We start from the raw sequence: 21,240 nt of genomic DNA, 5'->3' as shown, positions 1-21,240 counted from the left end.
GGCGGGCGGCGGGGGGCACGCGGGGCGGCGGGCGTGGCAGGAGCGGTACCCCTGGCGCCGATGACGGCGAGGCTGGCGCCGATCTCGACCGTCTCGTCCTCGGCGACCAGGATCTCCAGCAGCGTGCCGGAGGTGGGGGCGGGGATCTCGGTGTCGACCTTGTCGGTGGCGACCTGGAGCAGCGGCTCGTCGGCCTCGACGCTGTCGCCGACCGCCTTCAGCCAGCAGGTGACGGTGGCCTCGGTGGCGGACTCGCCGAGCGCGGGCAGGATCACGGCCGTGAGGGTGGCGTCACGGGCCGACGCGCCGGTGGGGGCGGCCGTGGACCGGGACCTCGGCCGGATGCCGGCGAAGTCGGCGGTGATGTCCGCGGCTTCGGCCACGGCCTCCGAGAAGGGCGACGGCGGCACGGGGATCTCCGGAGCGGGCCGCCCCGGCAGGTGGAACCAGGCGGTGACCGCGCCCTCCTTGAGCTCCAGCCGGGCCGAGGAGTACTGCGCGGGCTCGATGAACTTGCCGCCGCCGCTGACCACGTCCTCGTACAGCGACTGGGAGGTCACCAGCACGAGGTCGGCCTTCTCGGCGTCGAGGAGTTGCCGGGCGACGGAGGAGTCGGCCAGTCGGCAGGCGAGGTCGACGGCGCGTCCGCTGATGCCCCGGTCGTCGTGCCGGACCGGGCCGACGTGCATGCCGATGCGCAGCCCGAGGGGGACGGCCAGGTCGCGGTTCTCGTCCCGCAGCTTCTCGTGCACCTCGACCAGCCACAGTCCGAGCAGCCGGCTCGCCGAGATCCGGCCCGGCACAGACAGCAGCACGCCGTCGCCGCGGTCCTCGATGTGGACGGCCTCCCGAGCCACCTTGGCGTGGACGAGGGCCGTCTCCAGCACCCGGTAGATCCGGTCGCGCATGCGCTGCTTGGCGACGTCGTCGTACTCACCGGAACGTCTGGCGTCGACGCTGATCACCAACTCGTAGTGCGCTTCGGTGAGTTCCGATGCGTCGTGGTTCACCTGTGCCCCCTGCATGTTCTGTTCGCTTGCCGAAGAGGTGGTTCGTCAGAGGTGGTTCGTCCTGCCGAGGAGGTGGTCCGCGGAGGCAGCCTGCACCGTGGTCCGCGGGAGGGGTCCCGCCCCTTCAGGTTCGGGCCCGGGACGGCAGACGTCTGTAGCCGTTTACACACGGCGAGGCGTGGGTCTACTCCTGATGACCGTCCGCGAGGAGGGCGAGCAGCGCGGGGTCGAGGATCTCCACCATCCGGTTGCCGGTGCGCACGATGTTCTGGCTGCGCAGCAGCCGTAGGGCCTTGGCGACGGCTTCGCGGGTGGCCCCTATCGTGGCGGCCAGTTCGTCCTGGGCCAGCTGGACGACGGGGCCGGCGGTGGCGGGGGCGGGGGCGCCCGAAGGGCTCGCTGCGGAGGGGGCGTAGGGGCCGGAGGGCTCGGCTCCCGACAGTTCGGTGAGCCGGCTGGCCAGGCGTTGCAGCACGGTGAGCGAGGCGAGCGCGGACCGTTCCTGGTCGGCGCTGCGGAGCCGGACGGTCAGCTGACGTATCACCAGTCCGCTGACCCGGGGATGCAGGGCGAGGAAACGACGAAACGCATCCCCGGATATGACCTGGGCCTCTATGGGGCCGAGTGCGCGCACGGTGGCGCTGCGGGGATGCGGGTCCAGCGCGGCCATCTCACCGAGCAGTTCGCCCGGGCCGCGCAGGCCGAGTATCAGCCGGGTGGCCCCACGGTCCGTCGCCACGGATACGGTCACCCACCCCTGAAGAATGATCACGACGTGACTGGTCCGGTCGCCCTCGGTGAGGAGATGGGCGTCGGCCGGATAGCGCTTCCGGTTGCCGAGGGCCATGACGCTCTCGTGCTCCTGGGGAGTCAGAGTGTGCGCGAACGCCAGCCCATTGCCGAGCAGCCCCATGGCCAGCCCCCCGCCGCATTCCGGACGCCTGGGATTTCGATGGGTGTTGATGGTGGCAGGGCAAAGTTCCGGGCCGAGCGGATTGCGCCATACCAGGGGTACTGGCCGGTAGTTGCGGAATGCCAGGTTGGTCGCCCTGTCACCGTGCACCCCCGCCGCCCGCCCACCCCCGACACCCAACGCGGGCCACCGACGCCACGCCCGTGCCCGAAGGGACGATCGTGAGGTCAGACACACCACTCGAACAGGGGGCCGTATCGGAGACGCGATTCGGTCAGCCGATGGAGAGTTGGCGAAAACTCGGGTTTGCGCTGTGACAAGGGTGATGACCCGGTGGTGGCGAGGTGAGAGGACGGTGAGTCGGGAGGTGGTCGTGGGCTCGGGAGAATGCGGGAACTTCAGGGCTGCCCTCCGGCGGTTGCGATGGATGTGCGCGGCGCCCCCTGCGTGATGCCGTCAGCTTTCCGAGGGGGAGAGGAGGGAATGTTGAGGAAACCTGTACGCGCAGGTCGTGCGGCATGGACCATGGCGGCTCGGTTGGCACGAGCGGCTACGGAAGGACAGGCCGGTGGAGATCCGGTTGCTGGGGCCGGTACAGGCGTGGGCGGACGGTTCGGAGGTCGACCTCGGCCGACCCCGTCAGCGGTGCGTGCTGGCCGTTCTCCTCATGGAGGCCAACCGCGTCGTACCGATCGAGACACTCATCGACCGGGTGTGGGGGGACGACCCGCCGGACACGGTGCGCAACGTGATCTACGGCTATGTCGGCCGCCTGAAGACCGCGCTCCGACAGGCCGACGCGGGAGCAACAGGCGTACGGCTGGACCGGACGCAGGGCGGCTACACGCTACGGACACCCACCGAGCTGGTGGACCTGTACCGGTTCCGTGACCTGGTCGGACAGGCCCGCGGGCAGCAGGCCGACGGCGACGACAGGGGCGGCGACGACAGGGACAGCGACGACCGCGTGGCCGAACTCCTCGCACGCGCCCTGGAGTTGTGGCGCGGCGACCCGCTGACCGGTCTGACGGGGGCATGGGCGCAGGCGACGCGGGACGGGCTGGCGAGCGAGCTGGTCGTCACCCTGCTGCAGTACCACGAGGTGCAGCTGCGCAGGGGACGCCATGAGGAGATCCTCCCCCGGCTGCGCGAACTCGCCGCCGCCCATCCGCTCGACGAACGCATCGCCGGCCAACTGCTGACCGCCCTGTACCGATGCGGATTACAGGCCGAGGCCCTCCTCCACTACGACGCGGTCCGCAAGCGTCTCGCCGAGGACCTCGGCGTCGACCCCGCACCGGATCTGCAGACCCTTTACCGCCTCATCCTCGACAACGACCCGGCGGCATCCGCACCGACACGGACACCGCGACCGCCCCTGGCGCGCACACCGTCGGTCCCGGCCGAACTCCCCCACGACGCCGCCGGTTTCGCGGGCCGCACGGACGAACTCGCCCGGCTGCACTCGTTGCTCCCGTCGGAGCCCGGTCCGGGACCGGCGAACACGGTGGTCATCTCCGCGATCGGCGGCGCCGCCGGCATCGGCAAGACCGCGCTGGCGGTGCACTGGGCCCACCAGGTCCGTGCCCGCTTCCCGGACGGCCAGCTGTATGTGAACCTGCACGGCTTCGACCACGACCGGCCACCGCTCAAGGCCGGCGAAGCCCTGGAACTGCTGCTGCGGAGCCTGGGCCTGAGGGCGTCGGAGATCCCCATGACCGACGAGGCCCAGGCGCGCACGTACCGGACCCTGCTGGCCGGCCGGCGCCTGCTCGTCCTGCTGGACAACGCGGCCTCGGCGGAGCAGGTCCGCCCGCTGCTGCCGGGCAGCCCGTCCTGCTGCGTCGTCGTCACCAGCCGCAACCGGCTCGGCGATCTCGTCGCCCGCGACGGTGCACACGCCCTGCCGCTGGACCTCCTGCTGCCGGCCGAGGCCCGCGCACTGCTGAGCCGGACACTCGGCCAGGACCGCCTCGCCGAAGACCCGTCGGCGGTCGACGAGTTGATCCGGCTGTGCGGCAGCCTGCCGCTGGCACTGCGCGTCGCCGCCGCCCGACTGACGGGCGATCCGGTCCTGCGTCCGGCCGACCTGGTCGCCGAGATGTCCGAGGGCGACCGCCTGGCCGCGCTGGCGCCCGACGATGCCGACGACTCCCCATTGCGTACGGCCTTCTCCGCGTCGTACCGAGTCCTGTCGCCCGCGGCACGCCGGCTCTTCCGGCTGCTGGGCCTGTTCCCCGGACCGGAGTTCACCGCCGAGGTCGCGGCAGCGTTCCTGGACACCACCGTGCCGCAGGCCCGACGCCCGCTCGGCGTCTTGGTCGCGGCCCACCTGATCGAACCCGCGACGGCGGGCCGGTACCGCTTCCACGATCTCCTTCGCGAGTACGCGCAGGAGCGGGCGCGGGCGGAGGAAACGGCAGCGGATCGTGACGCCGCGCTGCGGCGCGTCCTCGTCTGGTACCTGAACGCCGCTCGCGCGACCGGGGGAAGCTGGCTCTTCCCGGAGCTGCCCGCCGACCTCGCCCAGGGCGACCGACAGGGCCTTCCGTCCGCTGCCGAAGCCGGACAGTGGCTGGAGACGGAGCGGGCGAATCTGCTCGCCGTCATCAACCACGCCGGGCACCACGGCCCCCGCCCCATCACCTGGCACCTGGCCAACGCGCTCTTCGGAGACTTCTGGCTCAATCTGCCACGGGCGACCTGGCAGGCCACCACACAGACGGCGCTGGACGCCGCCACGGCCGAAGGCGACCTGTACGGCCAGGCCGCCATGCACACCTGCCTCGGACTGCTCAAGTCGGACCGGGGGTGGGGCAGCCAGGCGGTGGAACACCACACCCGCGTACGGGAGATCAGCCGGGAGATCGGTTGGCTGACGGGCGAGGCGGCGGGCCTCGGCGGCATCGCCCAGGCGGAATGGAGCATGGCGCACCTCGACAGCGCGCACGAGCACGTCACCACCGGTCTGCGGATCACCCGCACCACCGGAAACCGTTACCTCGAAGCGCTGGGGATGGTCGTCCTCGGAGTGACCTGCCGGGATCTGGGCCGACTGCGCGAGGCCGCCGAACACCTCGAAACGGCGATCCGCCGCAACCAGGAGATCGGATGGCACGACCACAGCCTGGCTCTGCAGAACCTGGGCTGGGCGTACTGGGAACTCGGCCGCCTGACCGAGGGCTTGGACATCCTCGGTCCCAAGGTGAGCCCTGACGGGAGGGGCGGACACCGCGACGACCGCGCCATGATGCTGGACTCCGTCGCGAGGATCAACATCGAGCTCGGCCGCCACGACGAGGCGCTGGAACAGGCCGAGCGGGCCCTGGCCATGAGCAAGGCCAAGGGACGCCGCTGGATTCAGGCCGGCATCCTCAACACGATCGCCGCCGCGCACCGAGAACTGGCCCGTCCCGACCGAGCGGAGCGGGCCGGCCGACAGGCCCTCGCCCTCGCCCAGCAGTCGGGGCACCCGCGCACCGAGGCGGACAGCACGCTGGGCCTCTCCCTCACACTCAGGCAGCTGGGCCGGCCCGACCAGGCCCGCAGCCATGCCGAACGGGCGCTGAGCCTGGCGCGCGACCGCTCGTTCCGGGTCGTGGAGGCGCAGGCGCTGTCCGCCCTGTGCGACATCGCGGAGTCCGATGCGGCACACGCCACCGCCGTCACCCTCGGCCACGAGGCCCTGGCCATCCACCGCGAGACCGGCCACCGCCTCGGCGAGGCCCGCACCCTCATGACCCTCAGCCGCGCCCTCCACCACAACGAGGCCGCCGCGGCCGACCTCATGAGGCAACAGGCGCTGGCCATCTTCTCCGACGTCGGAGTGCCGCCGCAGTAGAGGCCGCACCCCTGGGGTTGTCCGGGTGGTTCCGCCACGAGATCACGAACGTCGGCGCGTCGTGCGGACATATTGTGAATTTTCCTATTAACCTCCCGTAACTGTACGGAGTCGATCTGTCACGGATCGAAATCACCTCACTTCACCGGAGATGACATGCACAAGCTTCGCAAGGCCGCCGTCGTGGTCGTCGCCCTCGGCAGCGTCGGCCTCCTGAGCGCCGGCACCGCCACCGCCCAGGGCATGGACGGCCACGGCGGCAAGAGCGACAAGTTCAGCGTCCTGCAGAGCTCCAACTGCAAGTCGCACGACCTGAACGTCGACGTCCTCGGCCAGGTCGGCGTCCTCAACGGCGTGCTGGGCAACGCGCTCAACGGCGAGGGCAACAGCGGTGGGCAGGACACCCACATCGGCTCGTCCATGGGCTGCGACAACAGCGCCTTCTAGCCCGGGGTCGGGAACAGGGGTTCTTTTGGTCGGCTGGTCGTCCGCATGTCGACGGAGGCCGACCGACGGGATCCCCTGGCGAGTGCGGACCCCGGTGTCCCATGGCGAGACCTGCCGGTGGAGTACGGGCCGTCGCAGACGGCTCCTGGGAAGTTCCGCCGATGGCAGCGCACCGGTGTCCGCCTGGCCGTACTCGACCTCGGAAACCAGCCAGGGGCCTGATCCACTTTCCCGGATCAGGCCCCTGGCCTGGTATCCCACGACAAGAGGTGCCCCACGACAAGAACGGAAAGGCGGCAGCTCTCTACCACGTCCAGCTGAGGGCCAGTTATGCGTAGGGCCCTTCTGTTTGTTAATTCTCGGAGAACTCTTCTACAACCTTCCGCACCATGCGTCGGTCTCGCTAACGCAGGGATGTCTGAGGGTTCATGAAGAGGAGCTCAGAACGTGACCGTGCGTTCCTTTGCCCGGCGGATGCGACCGCGAGTCGAGCGGAAGGCCGCCGAAAGGGTGTGGCAGTTGCGCACCATGCGGCGGCGCCGCACGGCTGCGGTCACGGACCCGACGCTCCGTCCGGTGGCGGTACGCGGCCAGCAGCTCTACGGCCGGATCGTGACCCGGTTCAGCGCTGCCGAGGCGGCCGCCGCCAACCTCGGCCTGGTCGTCGCCGCGCTGGAGCAGGAAGGTATCCCCTACTTCCTGGTACCGACCTCGCGTACGCGCCACACGGTCGGTGTGAACGCCGTCGACCGGGAGCGTTTCCTCACCACCCTGGAGGCGCAGAACGCGGGGAAGGCGGTGTTCCTCGGCAGACCGCTGCCCGGCGGACAGCTCAAGAACCCGGCACTGTTCATGGACGGCGTACTGCCGACCGCACTGCGCACGGCCACCGTCCTGCGGATCGGGGAGAACCACCTCGGCCCCTCGGGTCAGCTGCTCGCCGGGCCGGAACTCGCCTGCGACGTCGAGTTCTGGGAGGACGGGGCACAGCTCCTCGCCTCCGACGACGGGCCTCGGCGACTGGCCAAGGTGCAGCCGCAGGCGTCCGAGGACATCTTCGCCGAGTCCCTGATCGCGCCGAGGAACAACGGCCTCACGGACGTACTCCCGGCGTCCGAGCAGAAGCCGGCCACGGTGCGGATCGGCGACCGGGAGCTGCCGAGCTTCGTCCCGCTCACCCTGCCGACGGTGAGGGACGTGACCTTCCCCGTCGACGTCGTCTACACCTGGGTGGACGGCGAGGAGCCCCAGATGCGGGCCAAGCGGGCCCGGTACCAGGAGCACGGCATCGCCGAGATCCTGGACAAGGAGACCAACGCCTCCCGCTACACCAGCCATGACGAGCTGAAGTACTCGCTGCGCTCACTCGCGATGTACGCCGACTTCGTCCGGCACATCTACCTCGTGACCGACGGTCAGAAGCCGCACTGGCTCGACGACTCGGCCCCGGGAATCACGGTAGTCGACCACCGCGACATCTTCCCGCAGGACGTCCTGCCGGTGTTCAACTCGCACGCGATCGAGACCCGCCTGCACCACATCCCGGGCCTGTCGGAGCACTACCTCTACTTCAACGACGACGTGTTCGTAGGCCGTCGCGTCACGCCGGAGCACTTCTTCCACGGCAGCGGCCTGATGAAGATCCCGGTGTCCCCGCTGAAGATAGGCGTCGGCAAGCCGCACGCCGAGGAGACGGCCACCAACTCCGCGAGCAAGAACGTACGCCGGCTGCTGCTGGAGAAGTTCGGGCGCATGACGACGAACAACTTCATGCACACCCCGCTGCCGCAGCAGCGAGAGACGCTCCGGGCGCTGGAGGAGCTCTTCCCGCAGGACATCAGCCGCACCACCGCCTCCCGCTTCCGCTCGCCGCAGGACATCGCCGTGACGGCGCCGCTGCTCTACCAGTACGCGCTGATGACCGGCCGCGGTGTGCCGGGGAAGTACAGCTTCCGCTACGTGAACATCAGCCGCCCGGACGCCGAAAAGCGCCTGGCCGATCTGCGCCGCAACCGCCGCTTCGACTTCTTCTGCCTCAACGACGTCGATGTGCCGCCCGAGGAGAGGGAGCAGGTCGGCGCCCGGATGGACGAGTTCCTGGAGAACTACTTCCCCTTCGCGAGCCCCTTCGAGAAGCAGAAGTAACGAGGGCTGGGGGGCCTGGACATGGGGGGCATGGACATGGGGGGAACGAACATCCGGCACCGCTTCGGATTGCCGGGGGGCATCCGGGCGGCCCGGGACTTTCTGGTGGGCCTGCGGCTCTGGCTGACGGCCCGGCTCTGGGCGCTGCGCGCGACCCGGGCCCGTCGGCACCTGCGGGCCGCGGTCCCCGGACTGCGCCGGATCACCTTCGGACCGGTACGACTCTACGGCCGTACGGTCGCCGGATACACGGCCGCCGACGCCGCCGAAGCCGATCTCGAACGGGTGTGCACCCTGCTGGAGGGGCTCGGCGTCCCGTACTTCCTGGTCCCCGCCGACCACGGGCACAGTGCGGCGCCACGGCAGGCCATCGGCATCGAGGAGCGGTACCGCGGCGCGGTTCTCTCCCGGGCCGCCCAGCGTTTCGGCGGCACCGTCGGGTACGTCGGCGCCGTCGGACCGGACGGCGCCGTGACGACCGCGGTGCTGTGGGCCGACGGGAAGCTGCCGCGGGCGCTGAGGCGAGCCATGGTGCTCCGTACCGGCGTGGTGCGCCTCGGCCCGCAAGGGCAGGTGCTCACCGGTCTCGAGACGGGGTGCGACATCGAGTTCTGGCGGCACGGCCGGGATTTCGGCACCACCGCGGCCACGGATCCCTCCTGGCTCACCGTGCCCGGCAGCCGCTTGCCCGACGTCTTCGGTCCGGCACTCGTCGCCCCGCGCCGCAACCCCGTTGCGGAGGTACTCCCGTCGGCGGCCCAGCAGCCCGCATCCGTCGCGGGACGCCACCGCAGCGTGCCGACGTTCGCCCCGTTCGCCGAGCCGGGCATCGACGAGGTGCGCTTCCCCGTCGACGTCGTCTACACCTGGGTCGACGGGAACGACCCGGCGATGGCCGCGAAGCGCCGCGCCCATCAGGCCCTGTCCTGCGACGTCATCGCCCCGCGCGAGACCGGCGCCTCCCGCTACACCAGCCACGACGAACTGAAGTACGCACTGCGCTCCCTGGAGATGTACGCGGGTTTCGTCCGGCACGTCTACCTGGTGACCGACTCCCAGATCCCCGCCTGGCTGGACCCGGACGCGGAGGGCCTGACGGTGGTGGACCACCGGGACATCCTCCCGCCCGACGCACTCCCCGTCTTCAACTCGCACGCGATAGAGAGCAGCCTGCACCACATCCCGGGCCTGTCCGACCACTACCTCTACTTCAACGACGACGTCTTCATCAACCGCCCGGTACGGGCCGAGCACTTCTTCCACGGCAACGGCATAGCCCGCATCCCGCTCTCCCCCCTGAAACTCGGACTCGGCGCCCCGCACCCCCTCGAACCGGCCCCCAACTCCGCCGGCAAGAACGCCCGCGAGGTGATCAGCCGCTTCCACGGCAGACAGATCACGCACAAATCCCTGCACACCCCGCACCCCCAACTGCTGTCGGTCATGCGCGAAATGGAGACCCTCGGAATCGAGGAACTCGAGCGCACCGCCTACTCCCGCTTCCGTTCCACCTCCGACGTCGCTCCGGCGTCCACGCTCCACCACCACTGGGCGATCGCGACCGGCCGCGCCGTCCCGGCCGAGTACCGCTTCCGCTACGTCCAACTGGGCACCCCGGACATGCAGCGCCGCCTGGCCCGCCTCGCGGCCGGCGAGGACATCGACTTCTTCTGCCTCAACGACGTGGACACCACCCCGGAGGCCAGACCGGCGGCCCAGACCGCCATCCGTACCTTCCTGGAACGCAAGTACCCGTTCCCGAGCCACTTCGAAGGCCCGCCCCGACCCGACCGCCGCCCGGCCGCACCGCTCACGGCACGCGTACCGGCCCAGCCCACCGGCCGGCTGGACCGTCGACGCCCTGCAACACCGTGACGAGAGGCCCAGCCTCGCGCTCCCTCGTACCCTGTCCCCGTGCCGTCCTCCCGCCTGCATCGCGTCGCCGTCCTTGTGCTCGTGGGTGCGAAGCCGCTCGATGTCGGCATTCCGGCGCAGGTGTTCACGACCCGCGCGAGCATGCCGTACGAGGTACGCGTGTGCGGGGCGGCACCTGGTCTGGTGACCGGCGCCGACGGCCTGTCGTACCACGTCGCCCACGGCCTCGACGCGCTCGCCTGGGCCGAGATCGTCTTCATCCCCGGCTACCGGTTCCCGGACCGCGACGACCCGCCGCAGGCCGTCGTCGACGCGCTGATCGCCGCCCACGCCCGGGGCACGCGGCTCGCCGCCATCTCGACCGGCGCCTTCGCGCTCGCCGCCACAGGCCTGCTCGACGGCAGACGGGCCACGACGCACTGGCACTACTCACGGGCGCTCGCGGCGAAGCATCCGCTCGTCCAGGTCGACGAGAACGTGCTGTTCGTCGACGAGGGCAGCGTGCTGACGTCGGCGGGCGCCGCCTCGGGCATCGACCTGTGCCTGCACATTCTGCGCGGCGACCTCGGGGTGGCTGCGTCGAACCACGCGGCCCGGCGCCTGGTCGCGGCCCCCTATCGCAGCGGCGGTCAAGCGCAGTACGTGCCGCGTAGCGTGCCCGAGCCGCTCGGCGAGCGGTTCGCCGCCACCCGCGAGTGGGCGCTGCACCGGCTCGGCGAGCCCCTCACCCTCGACCTGCTGGCGCGACAGGCCGGGGTCTCGCCGCGCACGTTCTCCCGGCGCTTCGTCGAGGAGACCGGCTACACGCCGATGCAGTGGGTGATGCGCGCCCGCATCGACGTGGCCCGCGAACTGCTCGAGCGCTCGCAGCGCAGCGTCGAACAGATCGCCGCCGACGTCGGGCTCGGCACCGGTGCGAATCTGCGGCTGCACTTCCAGCGCATTCTCGGCACCACGCCGAGCGAATACCGGCGCACCTTCACCCAGGGCGAGTAGCCCCGCCGCCACATGGCGCGATCCTTTTGAACCGTGGCGATCACGCCGCTGTCACGGCCGGATGACGCACGCGACGCTGGTGGGGAACCGAAAGGACGAAGGGACACCCCACTCATGACTCGCATCGCGATCAACGGATTCGGCCGCATCGGACGCAATGTGCTGCGCGCACTGCTCGAACGCGACAGCAACCTCGAAGTCGTCGCCGTCAACGACCTCACGGAGCCCGCCACCCTCGCCCGGCTGCTCGCCTACGACACGACGGCCGGCCGACTCGGCCGCCCGGTGACCGTCGACGGCGACGCCCTTGTCGTCGACGGCCGTCGCATCACGGTGCTCGCCGAGCGCGAACCGGCGCAGCTGCCGTGGGCCGAACTCGGCGTCGACGTCGTCCTGGAAGCCACCGGCCGCTTCACCTCGGCGAAGGCCGCCCGCGCCCACCTCGACGCGGGCGCGAAGAAGGTACTCGTCAGCGCGCCGTCGGACGGCGCCGACGTCACGCTCGCGTTCGGAGTCAACACCGACACCTACGACCCGGCCGTGCACACGATCGTCTCGAACGCCTCCTGCACCACCAACGCGCTCGCACCGCTGGCCGCGGTCCTCGACGAACTCGCCGGCATCGAGCACGGCTTCATGACGACGGTGCACGCCTACACGCAGGAGCAGAACCTCCAGGACGGCCCGCACCGCGACGCCCGCCGCGCCCGCGCCGCCGCCGAAAACATCGTGCCGACCACGACGGGCGCCGCCAAGGCGATCGGCCTGGTCCTGCCGAACCTCGACGGCAAGCTGTCGGGCGACTCGATCCGCGTACCGGTGCCGGTGGGCTCGATCGTCGAACTCAACACGACCGTCGCCCGCGACGTCACGCGCGACGACGTGCTGGCGGCGTACCGCGCCGCGGCGGAGGGCCCGCTCGCCGGCATCCTCGAGTACTCGGACGACCCGCTCGTGTCGTCCGACATCACGGGCAATCCCGCATCGTCGATCTTCGACTCAGCCCTCACCCGCGTCGACGGCCGCCACATCAAGGTGGTCGCCTGGTACGACAACGAGTGGGGCTTCTCAAACCGAGTGATCGACACCCTCGAGCTCCTCACCACCCGCTGACGGAGGGCGCAGACAACGTCGAAGGGTCCCACCGCGAACGGTGGGGCCCCCAACACGCTTTCGGGGCAGGTCAGACGGGGTGCGCGTACGGCGGTGAACGGTGGCGGCCCAGTCGCTGCGAAGTCTCGAGGCCCGGGGAGCGCCTGCGCGTCAGCCGGCCAGCTTGTTCATCTTGCGGATCTGCTTGTCGAAGACCTGGGCGGGAGCGAGGCGGCGCAGTACGCGTGCGCGTCCGGCCAGGGGACCGGCGGTATAACGCGGCTTCGGCTTCGGGTCGGTCGCCGCCGCGACGATCGCCTTGGCGACGACGGCGGGAGCGTCGCCGTCCCTGACGGCCTCCGCCATCACGCGGTCGACGGTCTGCCGCTGCTTCGCGTACGCGTGCAGGGGGGTGTCGGGCTTCGCACTGTTGGCCTCGAATCCGGTCCTGGTGTAGGCGGGTTCGACGATGAGCGCCCGGACGCCGTGGTCACGGATCTCGTGGTCCAGGGACTCGGTGTAGCCCTCGATCGCGTGCTTGGAGGCGGCGTAGGCGGCCATGTAGGGCTGGGGCAGGAACCCGAGCACGGACGAGATGTTGATGATGCGCCCGCGTCGCTGAGCGCGCATGTGCGGCAGGACCTCGTTCACCATGCGCATGACCCCGAAGACATTGGTGTCGAACATACCCTGGGTCTGCGCGAGGGAGGTTTCCTCGGCCGCACCCATCGAGCCGACGCCGGCGTTGTTGACCAGGACGTCGATCCGCCCGAACCGCTCGATCACCTCATGGACCACTGCGGTGACCGAGGTTTCGCTGACCACGTCGAGGTCGAGGAACGTCACACCGCTGAGCGGGGTGACGCGTGAGGTGTCGCGGCCTGTTCCGACCACGTCGAAACCCGCCGCGACCAGTGCGAGCGCGGTTTCCTTGCCTATGCCGGAGGACGCACCCGTTACGAGTGCCACCGGCCGATCCGTCGTCATCATGGACTCCTGCCACATCGAGAAACCGATCGGTTTCTCTCACTGTAAACCGATCGGTTTCCGTGCGCAAGCTCAGGCGGGCAGAGTGATGGCAGGGGCAGGATCAGTGCGCCGCAGAGGCGTGAGAGCGTCATTCGCGCGGCGGTCGCCGAATTCGCGACGCTTGCGGCTATTGGGCTTCCCCGCCGGGCGGTAACGGGGCGTTCTGGAAAGGTGACGGGTCAGCGCATGCCTGCTGCGTCGAGCAGGGTGGTCACCGTGGGCGCGATGAGCCCCGTCAGTTTGTCCGCTCCGATCCCCGCGCGGGCGCTGGCGCCGTCGAAGACCAGGCTGAGCTGCCGGGCCAGCAGGTCGGGATCGCTTGCCCCGCCCTGTTCGGCCTCGGCGCGGAAGAAGGCGGTCAGGTTCGCCTTGACCTGATGGGCGACCCGGCTCGCGGGGTGACTCTGATCCTTGAGCTCGATCTGGACAGCCAGATATTGGCAGCCTCGGAACTCGGGCGTACCCGCCTGCCGTTCCACCTGCTCGAAGACGTGCATGATTCGCTCGCGAGGTGAACGACGGTCGTCCGCCGCGGGCAGGAGTGTCGCCGCGTAGGCGGAGGTGCGCTGCTCCAGGCTCGCCGCCAGCAGTTCGTCCTTGCTCTCGAACAGCTGGTACATGGAGCGCTTCGACACCCCTGCCGCCTTGCACAGGGCCTCGACGCCGATACCGACACCGTCTCGGTAGGTGAGCGTGGCCGCCGCATTCAGCAGCCGCTCTCGGGGGCTGGGCTTCGCCTCGGTGGTCATGCTGCGAGGTTAACTCGATTTCAACAGATTGGAAACTGATCGGTTTTCAGTGTGGAGTCCGAGCCCTGGCGGGTGTGCGCGCCCTCCGCTAGGCCGGGACCGTGGTCTTCTCGGGCGTTGTCTCCACCGGGATGCGATGCAGCCCCTTGCGGTCGTACCACCCCAGCACGCCGAAGCCGAACAGTGCGGCCGCCACGAGGCCGGCGGCCATCATGACCCAGCCTCGGGTCAGACCCGCGTCGCCCTGGGCGTCGTAGTAGAGGATCGAGCGGATGCCGCCGGTGATCTGCCGCAGGGGCTCGAACTCGGAGAGGAAGCGGTAGAAGCCGGGCAGTGCCTCGATGGGGGTGGTGGCCCCGGCCGTGGGTACCGCCATTCCGATGAAGACCAGCGTGACCAGCAGCATGCCTGGCGTGCCGAAGACGGCGAGGAGAGTAAGCGCGCCGATCCCGGTGACGGCGATGGCGCACACCGAGTACAGCCACAGCAGGGGCAGGTGGGCGGCGTCCATGCCCATGATGCCGACCGCGCCGGCCATGACCATGGTGCCCATCAGCAGGGACAGGCCGGTCATGAGGGTGCTGCTGATGGCGAGGGTCTGTATGCGGGTGGCCCGGATCAGCGGGCGGTGCAGGCGCAGCGGGCCCATGTCGTTGTGGGTGTAGCCGAGGGCGTGGTCGACCTGGCCGCTGATGACGTTGGCGGAGAGCATGCCGACGACCACGAGGGTGAGTGCGTAGTAGAAGGCCGTCAGGCCCAGGCCGCTGTGCGGGTCGAGGGGGTGGCCGTCCTGCACCGTGACGGCGGCCGGGTCGGTGAGCAGGACGCGTGCCGCGGTGGGCAGCTTCGCCTTTGCGGTCCCGATCTGGGCGGTCAGCTCCTTGCCCACCTGGAGCGAGGCGTTCTCGGCCGCCTGGGTCGTCGCCGTCCGGGCCAGGCCGGAGCCAAGGCTGCCGGCGGACTGGTTGGTCAGCACCGTCAGTGTCGGGCGGGCCGGGGTTCCGGTGGCCGCGGTGCCGGTCAGTGCGGTGGCGGAGGAGGTGAAGTCGGCCGGGACGACGAGCGCGCCGAACAACCTGCCCTTGCCGAGTTCCTCCTTCATCTCCTTCTCGTCCAGCACCTTCCAGTCGATCTTGTCCCCGTCCGCGGCGGACTTCTTGATCGACTCGGTGATCCCTGCCCCGAGGTTGACCTGCTTGCCGCCGACGGCGGCTCCCTTGTCGGCGTTGACCAGGCCGACGGGCAGTTTGGTCAGGTGGCCGGCCGGATCGATGTTCGCGCCGACGTAGAACACGGCGAACAGCAGCGCGAGTACGCCCGTGATGACGCCGTTCGCGATCCACAGCGGCTTGGCGCGCAGGACGCGGAAGGGGGGAATGCCACTCATGACGTACGTGTCTCTCGGTCGGGGGACGCGGAACGTTTCGCCGGGGGCTGCCAGCCTCCGGTGACTTCCTTGACGGGCTTGTGGGGGAAGCGACGCCGGGCGTACTCCTGTGCGTGCGAGCCTGGCAGGACGTACAGGGTTTCCTTCTTGTCCTGGAGCGGGCGCAGCACGGTGTCCATGAACGACTTGCGGTCGTCCAGGTAGGGGCCCAACACGTCCTCGCCGGCGGGGCAGACGGCAAGGCAGTAGCCGGACTTGTAGCCGGGCGGCGAGCTGAGGCTCTGCCACATGGAGGCGCTCTCGGAATCGGTGACCCGGGAGCGGTAGTCGGCGGCGTCCTCGCTGTCGGCCACGGTCTGCGCCCAGTCGGTGAACCCGCTCATGAACTCGCGGTAGTTGTGCGTGGTGCAGGCCAGCGCGTCGAATGCCCCGTCCTTGGCGATGGCGCCGACCGGGCAGGCGGCGACGCACAACTTGCAGTCGATGCAGGGGTTGTAGTCCAGCGCCTGCCCGTACGCGCTCACCTCCGCGTCCACGAGGACGGTCACGAGCAGGACGAAGCTGCCGAACTTCGGGTGGATGACGTTGCGGTGCAGGCCCATCACGCCGAGCCCTGCGGCCACGGCGACCGTTTTGTGCGCCACCACCCAGATCCGCTCGCTGGGGAAACGGTCCATCTCCTGGGGGAAGCCGACGGAGGGATTGAGCGCGCGGTAACCGGCGTCCTGGAGCGCCTGGGTGACGCTGCGGGCGGCGTGGTTGGCCTGTTCGTCGGCCTGGTGGAACTCCTGGTTGGCCACGCTGCGGGCCGGGGAACGGCAGTTGTCGCGGTTCATCCGGACCGCCATCGCGATCAGGGTGCGGGTGCCGGGCAGCGCGGACTGTACGTGCTCGCGCTCGCCGGCCAGATCGGGGTGGTCCAGGCTGACCGCAGCCGCGTCGTCCGCGCCGGCCGCCAGACACAGCTCGCGCAGCCAGTCCGCGTCGATCACCGCCGGCGGGCTCGGGACGTCACCGGCCCCGCGCCGGGCGAGTACCGCCTGTACTGACGGGTGGGCGGCCAGCTTCGCCGGAAGCCTGGGACCCGTCGGTTGCCCCTCGGTGGTGCGCGCGGCAGTCATCGGTGCTCCTGTTGATTCGGGTTCGAGACTCGCCTTCACGGCGAGAAACCGATCAGTTTCACCACCGTAAACTGATCGGTTTCCGCATGCAAGCCCGAGCTGCGAGCCGCCCAGTCGAGGGTGAGGTCGCCTGCGATCTGGTTGGTCAAGACCCACGGCGCACCCCGGAGGGGAGCACCCGCCCCTGAACGCGGATGAACCACCGACGGCAACGCACGCAAGTACGCACCCGGTCCGTGCCTGCTGACGCTGGAAGTCAGCGGCTGGCCGACGATCCCGGCGGGGGAGTGTGCCGGCGGGCGAGCAGGGTGCGGCCTCCACCGCCCAATGGCTTCCGGCGTGCTCGCGGCGGGCCCGCCCTGTGGACCGGGGTAACTGAGACCAAAACTGAGACCACACACGTCGAAGGGCCCCACCGCGAACGGTGGGGCCCTTCGACATCGTGCCCGGTGAGGCACTGGCGGAGGATACGAGATTCGAACTCGTGAGGGGTTGCCCCCAACACGCTTTCCAAGCGTGCGCCCTAGGCCTCTAGGCGAATCCTCCGCCGGAAACATTACATGACGTCGGAGGGTGCTAGCGAACTCGTTCGGGCGCCCGGCGATCGGGTAGGCTGGGGCTCAGCCCCTCACGCGGCGCTATCTGACTGAACTCCCCCAGGGCCGGAAGGCAGCAAGGGTAGGTTGGCTCTGGCGGGTGCGTGGGGGGTCTTGTCTTGCCCGGGTGCCGCCGATGCCGCGGTCGGGAACAGGTCCCACCGATGTGCGTGGAGAACCCCCGCATCCGGGCGGTCCGCGTTGTCAGTGGGCGCCTATAACCTCGTATGCGTGTCGTCTCTCGCGCTGTACCGCCGCTATCGCCCGGAGTCGTTCGCCGAGGTCATCGGGCAGGAGCATGTCACTGACCCGCTGCAGCAGGCGCTGCGGAACAACCGGGTCAATCACGCGTACCTGTTCAGCGGGCCGCGCGGCTGCGGCAAGACGACCAGTGCGCGGATCCTCGCGCGGTGTCTGAACTGTGAGCAGGGTCCTACGCCGACCCCGTGCGGCGAGTGCCAGTCCTGCCGGGATCTCGCGCGCAACGGCCCCGGTTCCATCGACGTCATCGAGATCGACGCCGCGTCGCACGGTGGTGTGGACGACGCTCGTGAGCTGCGGGAAAAGGCCTTCTTCGGACCTGCCTCCAGCCGCTACAAGATCTACATCATCGACGAGGCCCACATGGTCACGTCGGCCGGCTTCAACGCGCTGCTGAAGGTCGTCGAGGAGCCGCCGGAGCATCTGAAGTTCATCTTCGCCACCACCGAGCCCGAGAAGGTCATCGGCACCATCCGGTCGCGGACCCACCACTATCCCTTCCGGCTGGTCCCGCCAGGCACCCTGCGCGACTACCTCGGCGAGGTGTGCGGACGGGAGAACATCCCGGTCGAGGAAGGCGTGCTGCCGCTCGTCGTGCGCGCGGGTGCGGGGTCCGTGCGTGACTCCATGTCCGTCATGGACCAGCTGCTCGCCGGAGCGAAGGAGGAGGGTGTGACGTATGCCATGGCCACCTCTCTGCTCGGGTACACCGACGGGTCGCTGCTCGATTCCGTCGTGGAGGCCTTCGCGACCGGTGACGGCGCCGCGGCCTTCGAGGTCGTGGACCATGTCATCGAGGGGGGCAACGACCCGCGGCGGTTCGTCGCCGACCTGTTGGAGCGCCTGCGAGACCTGGTGATCCTGGCCGCCGTGCCGGATGCCGTCGACAAGGGGCTCATCGACGCCCCCGCCGACGTCCTGGAGCGCATGCAGGCCCAGGCCGGCACCTTCGGCGCCGCCGAACTGAGCCGTGCCGCCGACCTCGTCAACGAGGGGCTGACCGAGATGCGGGGAGCCACCTCGCCCCGGCTCCAGCTCGAGCTGATCTGCGCGCGCGTGATGCTGCCCGCGGCGTACGGGGACGAGCGTTCCGTGATGGCCCGGCTCGACCGGCTGGAGCGCGGCGTGAACTTCTCGGCGGGTGCGGGCGGTGGCATGCCCGCCATGGGGTACGTGCCTGGTCCTGACGCCCACGCGGGCGCGGCCGCCGCGCCGGTTCCGCCGGGCGGCGGGCCTGCCGCGGCCAGGGCAGCCGTACGGGCTTCGGGGGCACCCGCGACCCCCGCGGCAGCGACCCCCGTGGCCGCGCCCCCCGCTGCCGGGGCCGGCGCGCCGACGGAGCAGGGTGCGGCCGCGGGGCAGGCCACGTCCTCGCCCCCGGCACCCGTCCAGCCGCCGACGCCGAGCGGTCAGCAGCCTCAGCCACCGCAGGCTCCGCCCACCCCGGCGCCCGCACCCGCACCCACGCCCGCTCCGGCCGCCGCGAACCCGCCGGCGCCCCCCGCTTCCGCCCCAGGGGCATGGCCCACCGCCGCGCCCGCAGGTGGTGGCCGGCGCCCCGGTGGCTGGCCCACGGCAACCCCGGCGGGCGGTGGCGCCCAGCCCCAGGCCGCGTCGAGCGGCACCCCCGTGCCCGCGCCCACACCGCAGCCCGCGGCGCCCACGCCCGCTCCCGGCGGCGCGGGCCCCGCACCGGCCTACGCGCCCCCGACCGGCGGCCTCGACCCCCGCATGCTCTGGCCGAACATCCTGGAGGCGGTCAAGAACCGCCGCCGCTTCACCTGGATCCTGCTCAGCCAGAACGCCCAGGTGACCGGCTTCGACGGCACCACCCTCCAACTCGGCTTCGTCAACGCAGGCGCGCGCGACAACTTCGTGAGCAGCGGCAGCGAGGACGTCCTGCGACAGTCGCTGGCCGAGCAGTTCAACGTCCAGTGGAAGATCGAGGCGATCGTCGACCCGTCGGGCGGAGGCTCGGCTCCCCCGTCGCCGGGCGGTTCCTCCGGCTTCGGCGGAGGCGGAGGCGGTGGCGGTGGCTTCGGTGGAGGCGGCGCCGGCGGATACGGCGGTGGCGGCAACAGCGGCTACGGCGGTGGCGGTACGGCCGCCCAGCGCCCTGCCCCTCCCCAGCCGGCGCCCTCGGCGCCCACTCCACCTCCGGCGGCCCCGGCAGCTCCGGCGCCGAACGCTGCCCCGGCCTCGGCACCCCAGCCTCTCTCCGCACCGGAGCCGCGGCCCCCGGTGTCCATCGAGGACGACATCCCGGAGGACGACGACCCCGACCTCAACGAGTCGGCCCTGTCCGGCTACGAGCTGATCGTGCGGGAGCTGGGGGCGACGGTGGTGGAGGAGTTCACGAACGAGTAGCGGGGTCCGGGGGCTTCGGGATCCGGGGGGCTGCAAGCCCGGGGACGGCCACTCCAAGACCGGGCCGCTTTGGAGGAACATACAGGTCACCAACCCCGGACCCCTCATCGTCCCGCACAAAAACCCCGTTAGGCTGACCCCCGTGAAGGTCCTCGTCATCGGTAACGGCGCCCGCGAACACGCCCTGTGCCGCTCCCTGTCCCTCGACCCCGACGTCACCGCGCTGCACTGCGCCCCCGGCAACGCCGGCATCGCCGAGGTCGCCGAGCTGCACCAGGTCGACGCGCTGGACGGCGCTGCCGTATCCGCGCTGGCCACGGAGCTAGGCGCCGACCTCGTGGTCGTAGGGCCGGAGGCCCCGCTCGTCGCCGGGGTCGCCGACGCCGTGCGCGAGGCGGGCATCCCCGTCTTCGGGCCCTCCAAGGAGGCGGCGCAGCTCGAGGGCTCCAAGGCCTTCGCGAAGGACGTGATGGCGGCGGCCGCGGTGCCCACGGCACGGTCGTACGTCTGCACCACGCCCGACGAGGTCGCCGATGCCCTCGATGCCTTCGGGGCCCCGTACGTCGTCAAGGACGACGGCCTCGCCGCCGGCAAGGGCGTCGTCGTCACCGGTGACATCGAGGCCGCCAAGGCGCACGCCGCCGGGTGTGAGCGCGTCGTCATCGAGGAGTACCTCGACGGCCCCGAGGTCTCCCTGTTCGCCATCACCGACGGCGAGACGGTCGTCCCGCTGCAGCCGGCCCAGGACTTCAAGCGCGCGCTGGACGGCGACGAGGGCCCGAACACCGGGGGCATGGGCGCGTACTCCCCGCTCCCGTGGGCCGACCCGAAGCTGGTCGACGAGGTCCTGGAGACGGTCCTGCAGCCGACCGTCGACGAGATGCGCCGCCGCGGCACCCCCTTCTCCGGGCTGCTCTACGCCGGTCTCGCGATCACCTCGCGCGGTGTCCGGGTCATCGAATTCAACGCCCGCTTCGGCGACCCCGAGACACAGGTCGTCCTGGCCCGCCTGAAGACCCCGCTGTCCGGCGTGCTGCTGGCCGCCGCCAGGGGCGAACTCGCCGACCTGGAGCCGCTGCGCTGGAGCGACGACGCCGCGGTCACCGTGGTCGTCGCCTCGCACAACTACCCCGGCACCCCGCGCACCGGCGACCCGATCACCGGTCTCGACGAGGTCGCCGCCGAGGACGCCCCGCACGCCTACGTCCTGCACGCCGGCACCAAGCGCGACGGCGACGCGATCGTCAGCGCCGGTGGCCGCGTCCTGTCCGTCACGGCGACCGGCAAGGACCTCACCAAGGCCCGCGACCGCGCGTACCAGGCCGTGGCCCGCATCGAACTCGACGGTTCCCAGCACCGTACGGACATCGCGGCGAAGGCGGCGACGGGCGCCTGAGAAGCCCGCGTCCCA

General features: G+C 70.7%; 13 protein-coding genes, 1 tRNA gene, 1 other RNA gene and 1 pseudogene. 9 read left to right on the top strand and 7 right to left on the bottom strand.

Features of this window, described 5'->3' with window-relative positions; genetic code table 11:
- Positions 1-2: 2 nt before the first annotated feature.
- Both EHO50_RS46190 and EHO50_RS35830 read right to left on the bottom strand, forming a co-directional pair.
- Positions 3-479 (bottom strand): annotated as a pseudogene (locus tag EHO50_RS46190) (biotin/lipoyl-containing protein); the annotation flags it as partial.
- Between the two features lie 715 nt (positions 480-1,194).
- Positions 1,195-1,923 carry a Crp/Fnr family transcriptional regulator gene (locus EHO50_RS35830; RefSeq protein WP_128435411.1) on the bottom strand — a complete coding sequence of 243 codons (729 nt, stop codon included), beginning with the start codon at positions 1,921-1,923 and terminating at the stop codon, positions 1,195-1,197.
- 568 nt (positions 1,924-2,491) lie between these two features.
- Between EHO50_RS35830 and EHO50_RS35825 the strand changes: the two genes are divergently transcribed.
- The 6 genes from EHO50_RS35825 to gap all read left to right on the top strand — a co-directional run bounded on the left by EHO50_RS35825 (position 2,492) and on the right by gap (position 12,340).
- Positions 2,492-5,764 carry an AfsR/SARP family transcriptional regulator gene (locus EHO50_RS35825; RefSeq protein ID WP_246101732.1) on the top strand — a complete coding sequence of 1,091 codons (3,273 nt, stop codon included), beginning with the start codon at positions 2,492-2,494 and terminating at the stop codon, positions 5,762-5,764.
- Positions 5,765-5,920: 156 nt separating this feature from the next.
- Positions 5,921-6,211 carry a hypothetical protein gene (locus tag EHO50_RS35820; protein WP_128435409.1) on the top strand — a complete coding sequence of 97 codons (291 nt, stop codon included), beginning with the start codon at positions 5,921-5,923 and terminating at the stop codon, positions 6,209-6,211.
- A gap of 447 nt (positions 6,212-6,658) precedes the next feature.
- On the top strand, positions 6,659-8,356 hold the full coding sequence (locus EHO50_RS35810) for a stealth family protein (protein WP_128435408.1): 1,698 nt from the start codon (positions 6,659-6,661) through the stop codon (positions 8,354-8,356).
- Positions 8,357-8,392: 36 nt separating this feature from the next.
- A complete protein-coding gene (locus tag EHO50_RS35805) occupies positions 8,393-10,231 on the top strand; it encodes a stealth family protein (RefSeq protein WP_128435407.1) in 1,839 nt (612 codons plus the stop codon).
- 39 nt (positions 10,232-10,270) lie between these two features.
- Positions 10,271-11,227 carry a GlxA family transcriptional regulator gene (locus EHO50_RS35800; protein ID WP_128435406.1) on the top strand — a complete coding sequence of 319 codons (957 nt, stop codon included), beginning with the start codon at positions 10,271-10,273 and terminating at the stop codon, positions 11,225-11,227.
- Between the two features lie 114 nt (positions 11,228-11,341).
- Positions 11,342-12,340 (top strand): type I glyceraldehyde-3-phosphate dehydrogenase, encoded by a 999-nt coding sequence (gene gap / locus EHO50_RS35795; protein WP_128435405.1) that lies wholly within the window; start codon positions 11,342-11,344, stop codon positions 12,338-12,340.
- 150 nt (positions 12,341-12,490) lie between these two features.
- Here gap and EHO50_RS35790 read toward each other — a convergent pair whose 3' ends face one another.
- The 5 genes from EHO50_RS35790 to EHO50_RS35770 form a co-directional block, all read right to left on the bottom strand.
- Positions 12,491-13,306 (bottom strand): oxidoreductase, encoded by an 816-nt coding sequence (locus EHO50_RS35790; protein ID WP_220096489.1) that lies wholly within the window; start codon positions 13,304-13,306, stop codon positions 12,491-12,493.
- A 221-nt stretch (positions 13,307-13,527) separates the two neighbouring features.
- Positions 13,528-14,097, bottom strand: coding sequence for a TetR/AcrR family transcriptional regulator (locus tag EHO50_RS35785; protein ID WP_128435403.1), 570 nt, complete (start codon positions 14,095-14,097; stop codon positions 13,528-13,530).
- Positions 14,098-14,185: 88 nt separating this feature from the next.
- Complete coding sequence (locus EHO50_RS35780) at positions 14,186-15,484, bottom strand: DUF3533 domain-containing protein (RefSeq protein ID WP_128435402.1); 1,299 nt, start codon at positions 15,482-15,484, stop codon at positions 14,186-14,188.
- Positions 15,481-16,605: a 4Fe-4S binding protein gene (locus EHO50_RS35775; RefSeq protein ID WP_128435401.1), complete on the bottom strand. Its 1,125-nt coding sequence runs from the start codon at positions 16,603-16,605 to the stop codon at positions 15,481-15,483. The genes EHO50_RS35780 and EHO50_RS35775 overlap by 4 nt, the downstream gene beginning before the upstream one ends.
- A 458-nt stretch (positions 16,606-17,063) precedes the next feature.
- A tRNA-Ser gene (locus tag EHO50_RS35770) sits at positions 17,064-17,151 on the bottom strand.
- Between the two features lie 73 nt (positions 17,152-17,224).
- Between EHO50_RS35770 and ffs the strand changes: the two genes are divergently transcribed.
- The 3 genes from ffs (at position 17,225) to purD (ending at position 21,225) form a co-directional block, all read left to right on the top strand.
- Positions 17,225-17,321, top strand: an RNA gene (ffs, locus tag EHO50_RS35765) — signal recognition particle sRNA small type.
- 111 nt (positions 17,322-17,432) lie between these two features.
- A complete protein-coding gene (locus EHO50_RS35760) occupies positions 17,433-19,829 on the top strand; it encodes a DNA polymerase III subunit gamma and tau (protein ID WP_128435400.1) in 2,397 nt (798 codons plus the stop codon).
- A gap of 142 nt (positions 19,830-19,971) precedes the next feature.
- Entirely contained in the window at positions 19,972-21,225 is a 1,254-nt protein-coding gene (gene purD, locus EHO50_RS35755; RefSeq protein WP_128435399.1) for a phosphoribosylamine--glycine ligase, read from the top strand.
- Positions 21,226-21,240: the final 15 nt, after the last annotated feature.

This window comes from Streptomyces cyaneus, from assembly GCF_004028635.1.
Taxonomy (GTDB): Bacteria; Actinomycetota; Actinomycetes; order Streptomycetales; family Streptomycetaceae; genus Streptomyces; species Streptomyces cyaneus.
The sequence above is the reverse complement of the archived record's forward strand: the minus strand, read 5'-3'. Positions and strand labels throughout refer to the sequence as shown.